This is a genomic window from Kitasatospora sp. NPDC059571, from assembly GCF_042735675.1.
Lineage (GTDB): Bacteria > Actinomycetota > Actinomycetes > Streptomycetales > Streptomycetaceae > Kitasatospora.
This window is the reverse complement of record NZ_JBHWBW010000195.1, coordinates 1-13260: the sequence shown is the minus strand read 5'-3', so window position 1 is coordinate 13260 and position 13260 is coordinate 1. Positions and strand designations below refer to the sequence as shown.

10 protein-coding genes and 1 pseudogene are annotated in these 13260 nt (G+C 75.0%); 3 read left to right on the top strand and 8 right to left on the bottom strand.

Features of this window, described 5'->3' with window-relative positions:
* Nucleotides 1–200 (top strand): annotated as a pseudogene (locus tag ACFV0G_RS21540) (hypothetical protein); the annotation flags it as partial.
* Between the two features lie 178 nt (nucleotides 201–378).
* Nucleotides 379–1584 (top strand): serine hydrolase domain-containing protein, encoded by a 1206-nt coding sequence (locus ACFV0G_RS21535; RefSeq protein ID WP_380550081.1) that lies wholly within the window; start codon nucleotides 379–381, stop codon nucleotides 1582–1584.
* On the opposite strand, the gene ACFV0G_RS21530 is transcribed toward ACFV0G_RS21535, so the two are convergent.
* From ACFV0G_RS21530 to ACFV0G_RS21495, 8 genes are all read right to left on the bottom strand, one after another.
* Nucleotides 1565–2773 (bottom strand): aminoglycoside phosphotransferase family protein, encoded by a 1209-nt coding sequence (locus tag ACFV0G_RS21530; protein ID WP_380550078.1) that lies wholly within the window; start codon nucleotides 2771–2773, stop codon nucleotides 1565–1567. The two genes, ACFV0G_RS21535 and ACFV0G_RS21530, sit on opposite strands and share 20 nt — an antisense overlap.
* A gap of 58 nt (nucleotides 2774–2831) precedes the next feature.
* Nucleotides 2832–4028, bottom strand: a complete 1197-nt coding sequence (locus tag ACFV0G_RS21525) for a nitric oxide synthase oxygenase (RefSeq protein ID WP_380550075.1) — start codon at nucleotides 4026–4028, stop codon at nucleotides 2832–2834.
* Between the two features lie 163 nt (nucleotides 4029–4191).
* Nucleotides 4192–5616 carry a sugar porter family MFS transporter gene (locus ACFV0G_RS21520; protein WP_380550087.1) on the bottom strand — a complete coding sequence of 475 codons (1425 nt, stop codon included), beginning with the start codon at nucleotides 5614–5616 and terminating at the stop codon, nucleotides 4192–4194.
* Nucleotides 5617–5740: 124 nt separating this feature from the next.
* Complete coding sequence (gene egtD / locus ACFV0G_RS21515; protein ID WP_380550072.1) at nucleotides 5741–6712, bottom strand: L-histidine N(alpha)-methyltransferase; 972 nt, start codon at nucleotides 6710–6712, stop codon at nucleotides 5741–5743.
* A 10-nt stretch (nucleotides 6713–6722) separates the two neighbouring features.
* Nucleotides 6723–7469 (bottom strand): ergothioneine biosynthesis protein EgtC, encoded by a 747-nt coding sequence (egtC, locus tag ACFV0G_RS21510; protein WP_380550069.1) that lies wholly within the window; start codon nucleotides 7467–7469, stop codon nucleotides 6723–6725.
* Nucleotides 7469–8794, bottom strand: a complete 1326-nt coding sequence (gene egtB, locus ACFV0G_RS21505; RefSeq protein ID WP_380550066.1) for an ergothioneine biosynthesis protein EgtB — start codon at nucleotides 8792–8794, stop codon at nucleotides 7469–7471. Before egtB ends, egtC begins: the two co-directional genes overlap by 1 nt.
* Complete coding sequence (gene egtA / locus ACFV0G_RS21500) at nucleotides 8788–10062, bottom strand: ergothioneine biosynthesis glutamate--cysteine ligase EgtA (protein WP_380550063.1); 1275 nt, start codon at nucleotides 10060–10062, stop codon at nucleotides 8788–8790. Before egtA ends, egtB begins: the two co-directional genes overlap by 7 nt.
* A 153-nt stretch (nucleotides 10063–10215) precedes the next feature.
* Nucleotides 10216–11343: an aminotransferase class I/II-fold pyridoxal phosphate-dependent enzyme gene (locus tag ACFV0G_RS21495; protein WP_380550061.1), complete on the bottom strand. Its 1128-nt coding sequence runs from the start codon at nucleotides 11341–11343 to the stop codon at nucleotides 10216–10218.
* A 415-nt stretch (nucleotides 11344–11758) separates the two neighbouring features.
* Here ACFV0G_RS21495 and ACFV0G_RS21490 point away from each other — a divergent pair.
* Nucleotides 11759–13260: glycoside hydrolase family 6 protein (locus ACFV0G_RS21490; protein WP_380550084.1), on the top strand; the 1502-nt coding region annotated here is incomplete at its 3' end.

The window sequence follows — 13260 nt, the reverse complement described above, 5'->3', positions numbered from 1 at the left end:
CACCCCGGGGCCCCGGGCCGGCCCGGGGGGGGGGGGGCCCCCGGGGGGCGCGGGGCCACCCCCCGCCCCCCCCCCCCGGGCGGGCCCCCCCCCCCGGCCCCCCCCCCCACCGCCGCAGCGTCGACGAGGGCGCCTTCGAGACCGGCCTGGAGGCCCTCCTCGACGGCCTCGCGCTGCGCTTCCCCGAACGGCCCGCCTGACCCCCGGCCCTCGCCCCGTCCCCCCGGCCGGTCCCCTCGCCCGATCGGACGGACCGCCTGCGCCCATCGGGTCACCGCGGCCGCCCCGGGGTTTGCCCGGGCTGACGCCGGGTCACGGATCGTCGGCCGCAGGCCGGGCCACCCGGTCCGGCCGCGGTCCCACCCGGAGGTCCGCACCGTGTCCGCACGCCCGCTCCCGTCCCGGCCGCCGCGCCCGAACCCCCGCACCCGCCCGGCCGGACGCTGCGCCGCCGCCCTCGTCGCGGCCGCCGCGCTGGTCGGCCTCGTCCCCGGCCCGGCCGCGGCCGGCGGGCGGCCCGACAGCCCCACCTCCCTGCAGCACCGGCTGGACGAGCTGGTCCGCGCCGCCGGCGGTCCGCCCGGTGCGATCGCCGTGCTGCGCCGCGGCGACAGCACCGAGGTGTACCGGGCCGGCGTCGCCGAGGTCGGCCGGCCCGGCGCCCCGCGCCCCGACGACCACATGCGGATCGCCAGCGTCGCCAAGGCCTTCAGCGGCGCGGTCGCCCTGCGGCTGGTCGACCGCGGCGCGCTCGCCCTGGACGACACCATCGGGCAGCGGCTGCCCGACCTCCCGGCCGCCTGGCACCCCGTGACGCTGCGCCAACTCCTGCAGCACACCAGCGGCCTGCCCGACTACACCGGATCGGACGCCTTCCGCGCGATCCTCGGCGCCGACCCGCACCACGTCTTCGACCCGCACCACCTGCTCGACTACGCCGCGCCCGTGCTGCTCTTCACCCCGGGCAGCCGCTACCAGTACTCCAACTCGGACAACATCGCCGTCGCCCTGATGGCCGAGGCCGCCACCGGCCGGCCGTACGAGGAGCTGCTCGGCCGGCTGGTGGACCGCCCGCTCGGGCTGCACGACACCAGCCTCCCGCGCGGCTACCGGCTGCCCGAGCCCTACCTGCACGGCTACGACGTCACCCCGCCGGACGCCCCGGTCGACGTCTCCACGATGTACGGCGCCTCCGGGGCATGGGCGTCCGGCGGCATCGTCTCCACCCCCGCCGACCTGGCCTCCTTCATCGGCGCGTACGGCAGCGCAGGCTTCCTGCGGCCGCAGACCCGGCGGCAGCAGCTGGCCTTCGTCGACGGCGCCTCCGAGCCGGCCGGCCCCGGCGTCAACGCCGCCGGGCTGGGGATCTTCCGTTACACCACCCGCTGCGGCGCGGTGTACGGGCACACCGGGAACACCGCGGGCTACACCCAGTTCGCGGCGGCCGCCCCGGACGGCAGCGGCGCGGTGACCGTCTCGGTCTCGGAGCAGATCACCGCCGCTGCCCGGCCCGCCCTGCTGGCGCAGCTGCGGGACGTCGAGGAGGGCTTCGTCTGCGCCCTGCTCAACGACCGGAAGCCGTAGCCGCCTCCGCGGCCGCGAGGGCCCGGCGGACCTCGGCCGCCGGGTCGCCCTCGTGGTACACCCGCTCGCTGCGCTCGATCCCGTCCAGGAACTCCTGGTACCGCACCGCGTACGACAGGTGCACCAGCGGACGGGCGAGCTCCAGCGCACGCCCGGGATCGCACCCCGGAACCGCTGCGGACCAGGACCGCTCCCACAGGGCGCGGACGTCCTCCCACCGCTCGGCGGAGAGGAACGGCCGCGGCCGCAGCCCGTCGAAGGCCGGGTGGCCGAGGTAGGCGTCGGAGAAGTCCACCACCACCGTCCGCCGGCCGTCCGAGCGCCAGTTGCCCGGGTGGAAGTCGCCGTGCACCAGGGTGTCCGGCAGCCCGCACGCCTCCAGCGCACCGGTCAGTACCGGCAGTCGGGCCAGCAGCCGCTCGGCGGCCGCCCGCTCCTCGGCCGCCAGGTCGTCCAGGCGGGGCAGCAGTTCGCCGAACCGGGCGGGGAGCCGCCGGGGCGAGGCGTCCCGCAGGGCGGGCATCGCGCGGCCGGCCAGCCGGGCCTGCACGGCGACCGTCCGCGCCACGGCGCCGAGCATGGCGTCGTCCGGCAGCCCCCAGCAGTCCACGCCCGGGACGTGCTCCAGCAGCAGCCGCCCCTCGGCCGAGCCGAGCACCGCCGGGACGAGGTCCGCGTCCACCGAGGCGACCAGGCCGATCGGCCCGGACTCGTCGGCGCCGAACGGCGGGGTGGTCTTCAGCCAGACCGGCCCGTGCGCGGTGGGGATGCGCAGCAGCCCGGAGAGGTTCCAGGTGCGCAGCTGCTCGGCCGGGCCGGTGGCCGGGCGCCCGGCGGCCGCCAGCACCTCCTCGGCCCAGGCGAGCGCCCCGAGCAGCCCGTCCGCGGTCGCCCAGGCGGCCCGCAGCGGGTCCTCGTCCAGCGGGATCCCGCCGTCCGCGAGCGGCCGCGCGGGTCGGCCCAGCGCCTCGGCGTGGTAGACGACGTGCCCGCCGGAGCAGCCGTCGCCGCCCTCCGCCCGCACCAGGCGCAGCACCAGGGCGGGCACTCCGAGGAGCCGCTCCAGCTCGCGGACGACCGGGGCGACGTCCTGCCACCGGGGAGTGGTCACCGGGAACGGCCCGACCTGTCCGAGCCGTTCGCCGCCGAGGGTCACCACGGCCGTCACCGTGCGTTCTGCGCTGTCCATCCGCGCATTGTCGCGGCCGGGCCCGGCCGCGGCCAGCGGTTTTCCGTCCGACGGTCCGTCACCAGGGCGGCCGGGCAAGGAAGGCGGGCCGCTGGTCCGGGTCGACCGGGTCGTAGTAGCGGTGGTAGACGGGGGTCAGTCCGCCGGAGACCGGCGGCACGATCCAGCTCCAGTCGGCGGGGGTGGGGCGGCCGAGCCGCTGCTCGCGGGCCACGTGCCGCAGGAACCGCTCGGACTCGGTGTGGTGGTCGGCCATGGTGACGCCCGCCTCCTGGAAGGAGTGCAGGACGGCCACGTTGAGCTCGACCAGGGCCCGGTCGCGCCAGAGCGTGCGGTCGCTGGAGGTGTCCAGTCCGAGCCGTTCGGCGACGGTGGCCAGCATGGCGTAGCGGTCGGCGTCGGCGAGGTTGCGGGCGCCGATCTCGGTGCCCATGTACCAGCCGTTGAACGGGGCCGCCGGGTAGCGGACGCCGCCGATCTCCAGGGTCATGTCGCTGATCGCGGGCACGGCGTACCAGCGCAGCCCCAGCGCGGCGAACCAGCGGTGCTCGGGGTGGTGCAGCGGCACCTCCAGCACCGCATCGTCCGGCACCTCGTACCAGCGCGGCTCCGCGCCGGGCCCGGCCCGGACCAGCAGCGGGAGCACGTCGAAGCGCTCGCCACCGCTCTTCCAGCCCAGCGAGCGGGCCAGCGCGGCCGGGGCGGCGCCGGCCGGGTCGCCCGTCCAGCTGCCGTCCTCCTCGCGGTAGCCGGCGTACCTGACCAGCTGCTGGTTGAGGATCCGGGGCGCGGGCCGGCCGGGGAGGTCCTGGGCGAAGACGGTGACCACCGGGCGGATCCGGCCGCCGTTGGTGGCGGTGCGCAGGTGCTCGAAGCACTCCTCGGCGATCGCGTCGGGGGTGTCGAGGTGCCGCCGGTCGCGGACGACCAGGCTCTGCCAGTACAGCCGGCCGATGCAGCGGGCGGAGTTGCGCCAGGCGACCCGGGCGCCGAAGGCGAGCTCCTCGGCGGTGTGCCGGTAGCTGCCGGTCCGGTCGAGTTCGGCGAGCACCCGGCGGATCCGCGGGCCGGGGTCGCCGGCGGCCGGGTGCTCCCGGTGGAACTGGCGGACGAACGCCACCGCCTGGCCGGCCACCGAGCGGGCGTCCGGTGCCGCGGGCCCGGGTGGCGCGGCGGGGGTGGTGTGATGGTGGGCGTAGGGGCAGGACCCGGTGGCGGTGGCGGGTCTGCGCGTGCGAATCCGGCTGAAGATCAAGGACACATCCCTCCCGGAGTCATGGGTACCGGATGTGTCCGCGCGGCCGCGCAGAGTGTGCGAATCGCCCCTCCGGCCGGCCGGATCGGCGCTAGGGTGACCGGACGCGCCGAAGGGCGCCCGCCGGTCCGGCGGACGCCCCTCGCTGCCGGGCCGCTGCTGCTCAGCCCATGTCCTCCAGCCGGATGCCCTTGGTCTCCTTCATGAAGCGGGCCACGAAGAGGATCGAGCCGAGCGCGAAGGCCGCGTAGATCGCGTAGGTGGCGGAGAGGTTCCACCGCGACATCGCCGGGAACGAGACGGTGATCGCCCAGTTGGCCACCCACTGCGCGGAGGCGGCCACCGACAGCGCGGCCGCGCGGATCCGGTTGGGGAACATCTCGCCGAGCATCACCCAGACCACCACGCCCCAGGAGAGCGCGAAGAACAGCACGAAGAGGTTGGCCGCGATCAGCGCCACGGTGCCCTGGAGGTCGGGCAGCACCACGTTGTCGCCGGTGCCGGTGGCCGAGGAGAACGCCCAGGCGGCGGCGCCCAGGCTGACCGCCATGCCGGCCGAGCCGACCAGGGCGAGCGGCTTGCGGCCGACCCGGTCGACCAGCAGCACGGCGATCACCGTACCCACGATGTTGATCACCGAGCCGACGAAGCTGATCAGCAGCGAGTTGCTCTGGTCGATGCCGACCGACTGCCAGAGGATCGACGAGTAGTAGAAGATCACGTTGATGCCGACCAGCTGCTGGAAGACCGACAGCCCGATGCCCACCCAGACGATCGGGAGCAGGCCCAGGCGGCCGTCGAGCAGGTCGCGGAAGCGCGGGCGGTGGTCGGAGGCGATCAGCGCGCGGATCTCGGCGATCCGGGCCTCGCTGTCGATGCCCGCGCCCTCGACGGCGTGCAGGACGGTGCGCGCCTCGTCGAGCCGTCCCGCCGAGATCAGGAAGCGCGGCGACTCGGGGATCCGCGCGGCCAGCACGAAGTAGAGCACCGCCGGGACGACGCAGACGCCGAGCATCCACTGCCAGGCCTCCAGGCCGAGCAGCGCGCCCCGGGTGTCACCGCCGGCGGCGTCCGCCAGCACCCAGTTCACCAGCTGGGAGATCGCGATGCCGAGCACGATCGCGGCCTGCTGGAAGGAGGCCAGCCGGCCGCGGTAGCGGGTCGGCGCCACCTCGGCGATGTAGGTGGGTGCGATCACCGAGGCGATGCCGATCGCGGCGCCGCCGAGCACTCGCCAGCAGGCGAGGTCCCAGGCGGCGAACGGCAGCATGGAGCCGACCGCGCTGACCGCGAACAGCACGGCCGCCGCCTTCATGACCCGAATGCGGCCGTAGCGGTCGGCGAAGCGCCCGGCGAGTGCCGCACCCACCGCGGAGCCGAGCAGCGCGGAGGAGACGATCAGCCCGGTGGCGCCGTCCCCGATCCCGAAGCGGTCCTGGATGCCGGAGACGGCGCCGTTGATCACCGAGCTGTCATAGCCGAACAGGAAGCCGCCGAGGGCGGCCGCCGCCGCGATGAAGACGACGAACCCCAACCGTTCGGGGGCCTGCGCACGCTCGGCTGCGGGCTGTTGGGTGACGCTCACGATCGGACTCCTGGGTACTCAACATTGAGAGAGGCGTCGCGATCGTAACCCCAATTCATTCATCACTTGTACGCAGGATCCGGTAGATGGGACAAATCATCGGCCCATCACTTCACTGATCGAACGATCAGACCGGCCGTGCCAGGGACAGCCCGAACCGGCCCGGCGCGTCCGTCCACCACTCCGACAGCTGCATCCCGGCCGCCGCCAGCTCCTCCGCCACCCGCGGCCGGCGGAACTTCGCGGACACCTCCGTCCGCAGCTCCTCGCCCGCCTCGAAGTGCACCGGCAGGTCCAGCGCCGGGATCTTCACGGTCTGCGCCCGGCGCGAGCGCAGCCGCATCTCGATCCACTCCCGCTCGGCGTCCCAGAGCGCCACGTGCTCGAACGCCTCCGGGTCGAAGTCGGCGTCCAGCTCGCGGTCGAGCACGTTCAGCACGTTCTTGTTGAACTCCGCGGTGACCCCGGCCGCGTCGTCGTACGCCGCGACCAGCACCGCCGGGTCCTTGACCAGGTCCGTGCCGAGCAGCAGCGCGTCGCCCGGCTCCAGGGCCTCGCGCAGCGTGCGCAGGAACACCGCCCGCTCCTCGGGCAGGAAGTTGCCGAGCGTGCCGCCCAGGAAGGCCACCAGCCGCGGGCCGCCGCCGGGCGGCAGCCCGAGCCCCTTGGTGAAGTCGGAGAGCACCGCGTGCACCGCCAGGCCCGGGTACTCCGCGGTGAGTGCGTGCCCGGCCGCGTCCAGCGCGCTCTCGCTGACGTCCACCGGCACGTAGCTCTCCAGCGTGCCCAGCCGGCGCAGCGCGTCCAGCAGCAGCCGGGTCTTCTCGGACGAGCCGGAGCCCAGCTCCACCAGTGTCCGGGCGCGGGTCAGCACGGCGATCTCGGCGGCCCGCTCGGTGAGGATCTCCCGCTCGGCCCGGGTCGGGTAGTACTCGGGCAGCCGGGTGATCTCCTCGAACAGCTCGCTGCCCCGGGCGTCGTAGAACCACTTCGGCGGGAGCCACTTGGGATCCGCCGTGAGACCGCTGCGCACGTCGTGCCGTAGCGCGTGGGAGAAGTGGTCGGCGGGCAGCAGACGGGTCAGGTCGTAGGTGCTCATCGTGTCGTCCTTACGCGTCGGGGTGGTCGATGGGACGGACGGTGACGCCCGCCGGGGTGGCGAGCAGGAGGCTGCGGTCGGGGACCTCGATCCAGCCGGGGTCGTCGTCGTACGGTTCGGAGGCGACCACCGTGCCGGGACCGGCGCGGTGGAAGAGCGTGTCCCCCCAGGCGGTCGCCGCGATCGAGGCGCCGTCGCAGAGCAGCAGGTTCAGCCGGGCCGCGCCGTACTTGGCGGCCTCCCGGACGGTGTCGGCGAGCGCCTCGCCCGGTTCGGCGCCGGCCCGCAGCCGGGCCTGCACCAGCGCCCACAGCAGCGCCGAGTCGCTGCGCGCCTCCAGCGCCATCAGCTCGGCGGCGGGCAGCGTGGCGGCCAGCGGCCCGTACTGCTCCGGCCAGCCCGGCAGCGCGCCGTTTTGGCTGAACAGCCGGTGACCGTCGGTGAACGGGGCGGCGGCAGCCTCGCCGGGGGCGCACCCCGCGGTGGCGGAGCGGACGGCGGCCAGCAGGGCCCGGGTGCGCACCACCCGGGCCAGGTCGGCGAACGCCTCGTCGGCCCAGATCGGCCCGGCCCTGCGGTAGCGGGCCGGCCGGTCGTCGCCCTCGGCGTACCAGCCGAGGCCGAAGCCGTCCGCATTGACCGTCCCGTACCGCTGGCGGCGCGGCGCCCAGGACTGGTGCACCAGCGAGAACGGCGGCTCGGCCAGCACCGCGCCGGGCGCCAGCGGCCCGCCCAGATAGGCGAGGTGGCGGCACATCAGGCGGCCCCCGCGTCGCGGGCGGTGCGGAAGCCCGAGAAGATCTGCCGCCGCACCGGATAGTCCCAGTTGCGGAACGTGCCGCGGCAGGCGACCGGCGCCACCGCGAACGACCCGCCGCGCAGCACCTTGTACTCCGGCCCGAAGAAGACCTCCGAGTACTCCTTGTACGGCCAGGCCCGGAAGCCCGGGTACGGCAGGAAGTCGCTCGCCGTCCACTCCCACACGTCGCCGACCAGCTGCCGGGCGCCGCACGGCGCCTCGCCTGCCGGGTAGGCCCCGGCCGGCGCGGGCTGCAGGTGGCGCTGGCCGAGGTTGGCGTGGTCCGGCCCCGGGTCGCCGTCGCCCCACGGGTAGCGCCGCGAGCGGCCGGTGGCCGGGTCGAACCGGGCCGCCTTCTCCCACTCCGCCTCGGTCGGCAGCCGCCGCCCCGCCCAGCGCGCGTACGCGTCCGCCTCGTACCAGCTCACGTGCAGCACCGGCTCGTCGGCGGGCACCGGCTCCTCGGCGCCGAACCGGCGGCGCAGCCAGCCGCCGGCGCCGTCCCGCTCCCAGTACAGCGGCGCCGTCAGGCCGGCCTGCACCCGGTGCTCCCAGCCCTGCGGCGTCCACCACCGCGGGTCGTCGTAGCCGCCGTCGGCGATGAACCGCTGATAGGCGCCGTTGGTCACCGGGGTGGTGTCCAGCCAGAAGGCCGGCACGTCGACCGGGTGGGCCGGCCGCTCGTTGTCCAGCGCCCAGGGCTCGGTGTCGGTGCCCATGGTGAACGGGCCGGCCGGCACCAGCACCTCGGCGGGCAGCAAGCCGCCGGCCGCGGCGGGCGGCGGGGGAGCGGCCAGCACCGCCGCGCCCCTGCGCAGCTGGTGGGTGATCAGCATGGTCTCGTCGTGCTGCTGCTCGTGCTGCGCGATCATGCCGAACGCGAACCCCGCGTCCAGCAGCGGCGCGCCCTCCAGCGGACTGGCCTCCAGCAGGTCGAGCACCCGGCCGCGCACCTCGTGCGCGTACCGGCGGGCCTGGTCCGGCGGCAGCAGCGGCAGGCTCGGCCGCTCGGCCCGCGGGTGCTCGAACGCGTCGTACAGCGGGTCGATCTCCGGGTGCATCGGGTCCCGGCCGCCGACGTTGCGCAGCAGCCAGAGCTCCTCCTGGTTGCCGATGTGCGCCAGGTCCCAGACCAGCGGCGACATCAGCGGGGAGTGCTGTGCCGTGAGCTCCTGCTCGTCCACGCAGTCGGTCAGCGCGGCGGTGCGCTCGCGGGCGGTCTGCAGTTCGGCGGCGATCCGGTCGCGCAGCACCGCGGGGTCGGTGCGGTCGGCGTTCAGCACGGGGCGTCCTCCTCGACGGCGGGGCGGCGGCCGGCCCGGACGGCGTCCAACTGGTCGTCGGCGGGGCAGCGGCCGCGCGCCGGGTAGCGCTCGGCGTAGTCGGCCAGGGCGCGGCGCAGTACGCCGGTGCCGGCGGTACGGGCGAGCGCCCGGTCGGCGGCGGCGAAGCAGGCGAGGGCCGCGCGGCGCAGTTCGGGGTCGGCGGTGGCGTGGGTGGCGGCCCGCCGCCAGAGGCCGTTGCGCGGCGCGGCCGGGGCTGCGCCGTTGCCCAGCGGCTCCAGGGCGGCGCGGGCGGCGTCGGTCGCCTCCGGATCGTCGAACAGGGCGGTGACCAGGGCGAGCGGGACGAGCCAGCCGTCGCCGGGCTGGGCGTCGATCATCCGCAGCTCCAGGTGGCCGCGCGGCCGGACGGGCGGGAAGAGCGTGGTCCGGTGGTACTCGAGGTCGGCGAGGGTGGCCGGGCGCTCGCCGGCGCCGCGCAGCCAGTCGCGGAAGGTCATCCCGGCGGGCGCCGTCCAGGGCCGGCCGTCCGGGCGGCGCACGCACAGCACCTCGGCGTCCAGCACGTAGCGGGCCCACGCCTCGCGCGGGTCTCCGTCGGCCGGCGGGGCCAGCGTGCGGGTGGGGTCCATCCGGGACCACACCACCTGCCGGCTGGACCGGAAGCCGGTCGGGCGGCCGTCCAGCAGCGGGGAGTTGGCGAAGGCGGCGACCAGCACCGGGCCGAGCCGGTGGGCCAGGTGCCAGCGGTCGGTGACGGCCTGCTCGGTCCCGGCGTCCACACAGACCTGGACGGACGCGGTGCCGGTCATCATGATCCGGCCCCAGGGCCCGCCGCGATTGAAGAAGGCCTCCATCGCCCGGTAGCGGGGGTGGTCGGCCTGCATCCGGCGTTCGCGGGGCAGCGGGTCGGTGCCGGTGCCGGTGAGCCGCAGGCCCTGGTCGGCGAGGGCGGACCTCAGTGCGGCCTGGTCGCGCAGCAGGTCCTCGGCGCAGCCGGCGGGGGTGGTGGCGGGCCGGGAGCTGAGCTCGACCTGGCCGCCCGGTTCTCGGGTGAAGCGCGATCCGGCGGGGAAGGCGGGCCCGTCGGGGTGGTCCGGGAAGGAGGCCAGGGCGGCGGCCGTACGGGCCGGGTCCACCGGGGCCTCCGGACATCGGCCGTCATGGACGAACCACTCGGCCTCGACACCCACCAGGGCGGGCGGTCCGATCTTGAAACAGATACCGGCCAGGTGGGTCTCGGCGGACGCCTCGGTCAGGGGCGTCACGCTGGGTATCGACACCGGCAGGCCGGTGGTGCGCTGCGGTCGGACAGGTATCACCGGGCTCACCATCCCTCGGTTCGCGGCTGCGGACCGGTCTTTCCTGCTCAGTCTGCTACGCGCCAAACCTCGCCGCTGCTTCACGCAGGTCAAAGCGGATCAGGTACGCGTCAAGCGCTGGAGTGCCGTCCTCAGGACGGGCAGCGGCAAGGCGTAGTTCAGCCGCAGGCCACCGCGGCCGGCGGGGCCGAAGTCCGCGCCGTCCGAGAGTTCGACGTCACGTTCCGTCATCGCCGTCTCCCTCGCCCGTTCGGGTGGCAGCCCGAGCGCCGCAGCGTCCAGCCACAGCAGGTACGACGCCTGCGGCCGCACCACGACGGCCGGCCCGAGTGCGGCGATCGCCTCGTCCCGGGCGGCCGCGAGGTGCCGGAGGGTCCCGTCCAGCCAGGCCTCGCCGTCGGTCAGCGCGGCCCGCTGCACCACCTGCTCCAGCAGGCCGCCCTCCCACAGGCCGTACCCGGCCATCTCCGCCAGCAGGCGGCCGCGCAGGGGGGCGTCCGGCACCAGGGCCCAGCAGCTCGGGATGCCGGAGGTGTTGAACGTCTTGCCCACTGAGCCGAGGGTCACCGTGTGCCCGGCCGCGGGGCCGGCCACCGCCACTGCGACCGGGTGGCGCTGCCCGTGGTCGGGGTGGACGAGGTCGCCGTGCACCTCGTCCGAGACCAGCAGCCCGCCGCCCTCCGCCGCCAGGCCGGCCAGGGCCCGCACCTCGTCCGCCGTCCACAGCCGCCCCGAGGGATTGTGCGGGCTGCTCAGCAGCAGCACCCCGGGCCGCAGCGCGGCGAAGTCCGCCAGCGGCAGGCGGTAGGCCTCGCCCTCGCGGACCAGCGGCACCCGGCGCAGCGGCAGGCCGGCGGCCGCGCACAGGGCGGTGAAGCCGCCCCACTCCGGATCCGCCGCCGCCACCGGCCGGTCCGGCCCCGCGGTGCCGGCCGCCGAGAGCAGCAGCCGCAGCGCCGTCCGCGGGCCGAACGGCAGCAGCAGCACCCAGTCCGGGTCCACCGCCACGCCGTGCCGCCGCCGGTACCAGTCGGCCACCAGGGCCCGGCCGCCCGGATCGGCGACGGTGTACCCGTAGGCGGGGTGCGAGGCCCGGGCGGCCAGTGCCGCACCGATCGCCGGCGGACCGGGGAGGTCCATGTCGGCGAGGCCCAGCGCGATCCGGCCCGCGCCGGCCCTGGCCCACTTGCTGCTGCCCGTTCCGCCGCGGTCGAACGGCTCCGACACGGCTGCTCCCTCCGTCCGCCCCACCTGCTGCTTCCCGTCGCCACGCTACGGGAGCGGCGCCCGGTATGACGGGTCGTCACCCGGTGCGGGGCGATCGGGGCCGCCCCCTTCCTTGATGGCGAGAATTAAGGGAGCGCTCCCACGAGCCGTGTGGGATTTAGGAGTTGAAGTCTGCCGGAGTTCTTGACGGGGCCCCGCCTTCATGGCTTGATATGCGATGAGTTCAGGGCCTGCCCCGCAGTCTGGGGCGGCCCGGCCGCAGCTCGGACGGTCCGTCAATCCCCCGGTCAGGCAGCAGCATCGACGGATCGCTGTCTCCAAATAAGTGGGAGCGCTCCCACAATCGCCACTGCACATCAGGGTCCGTCCCCCACCCGAAAGGATCCCGTAAGTGCCATCCCACCTGTTCAAGCGTTTGCGCACGGCCGCGGCCGCTTCCGCGGTGATCGCAGCCGGTGTGCTGCCCGTCGCGGTCGCCCAGCCGGCCACCGCCGCCACCAAGCTGGACAACCCGTACACCGGCGCCAAGGTGTACGTGAACCCGGACTGGTCCGCCAAGGCCGCCGCCGAGCCGGGCGGCTCGGCGGTCTCCAACCAGCCGACCTTCGTCTGGCTCGACCGCATCGCCGCGATCTCCGGCTCCTCCTCGGCCCGCGGCCTCAAGGCCCACCTGGACACCGCGCTCGCCCAGGGCGCGAGCCTGGTGCAGCTGGTCATCTACGACCTGCCGGGCCGCGACTGCTCCGCCCTCGCCTCCAACGGCGAGCTCGGCCCCACCGACATCGACAAGTACAAGACGCAGTACATCGACCCGATCGCGGCCATCCTCGCGGACCAGGCCTACGCGAACCTGCGGATCGTCAACGTCATCGAGCCCGACTCGCTGCCGAACCTGGTGACCAACGCCGGCGGCACCGCCGGGTCGACCGACGCCTGCGCCACCATGAAGGCCAACGGCAACTACGAGGCCGGCGTCGGCTACGCGCTGCACACCCTGGGCGCGATCCCGAACGTCTACAACTACATCGACGCCGCCCACCACGGCTGGCTCGGCTGGGACAGCAACATGACCCCCGCCGCGCAGGAGTTCAAGAAGGCCGCCACCACCGGCGGCGCCACCGTCAACGACGTGACCGGCTTCATCGTCAACACCGCCAACTACAGCGCGCTGACCGAGCCGAACTTCAAGGTCACCGACACGGTCAACGGCACCACCGTGCGCCAGTCCAAGTGGGTCGACTGGAACCAGTACGTCGACGAGCTGAGCTACGCCCAGGCGCTGCGCACCACGCTGGTCGGCCAGGGCTTCAACTCGAACATCGGCATGCTGATCGACACCTCCCGCAACGGCTGGGGCGGCTCCGCCCGCCCGACCGCCGCGGGCCCGCTGACCTCCGTGGACGACTACGTCAACGGCGGCCGCATCGACCGCCGGATCCACGCCGGCAACTGGTGCAACCAGAGCGGCGCCGGCCTCGGCGAGCGCCCGAGCGCCGCGCCGGCCACGGGCATCGACGCCTACGTGTGGGCCAAGCCGCCGGGCGAGTCGGACGGCGCGAGCCAGGCGATCGCCAACGACCAGGGCAAGGGCTTCGACCGGATGTGCGACCCGACCTACACGGGCAACGGTCGCAACGGCAACAACCTGACCGGCGCCCTGCCGAACTCGCCGCTCGCCGGTGACTGGTTCTCCGCGCAGTTCCGGCAGCTGCTGGCCAACGCCTACCCGCCGGTCAACGGCGGCGGCACCACGGACACCCAGGCGCCGAGCGCGCCGACCGGGCTGACCTCGACCGCCAAGACGGCCACCAGCGTGTCGCTGTCCTGGACGGCCTCGACCGACAACGTCGGCGTGACCGGCTACGACGTGTACCGCGGCGCCACCCTGGTCGGTTCGACCACCGGGGCGACCACCTT

Excerpts from the sequence above, each read along its gene's own strand:
- egtD (WP_380550072.1), bottom strand. The coding sequence starts at position 6,712 with ATGAGCACCTACGACCTGACCCGTCTGCTGCCCGCCGACCACTTCTCC.
- ACFV0G_RS21530 (WP_380550078.1), bottom strand. The coding sequence starts at position 2,773 with ATGGACAGCGCAGAACGCACGGTGACGGCCGTGGTGACCCTCGGCGGC.
- egtC (WP_380550069.1), bottom strand. The coding sequence starts at position 7,469 with ATGTGCCGCCACCTCGCCTATCTGGGCGGGCCGCTGGCGCCCGGCGCG.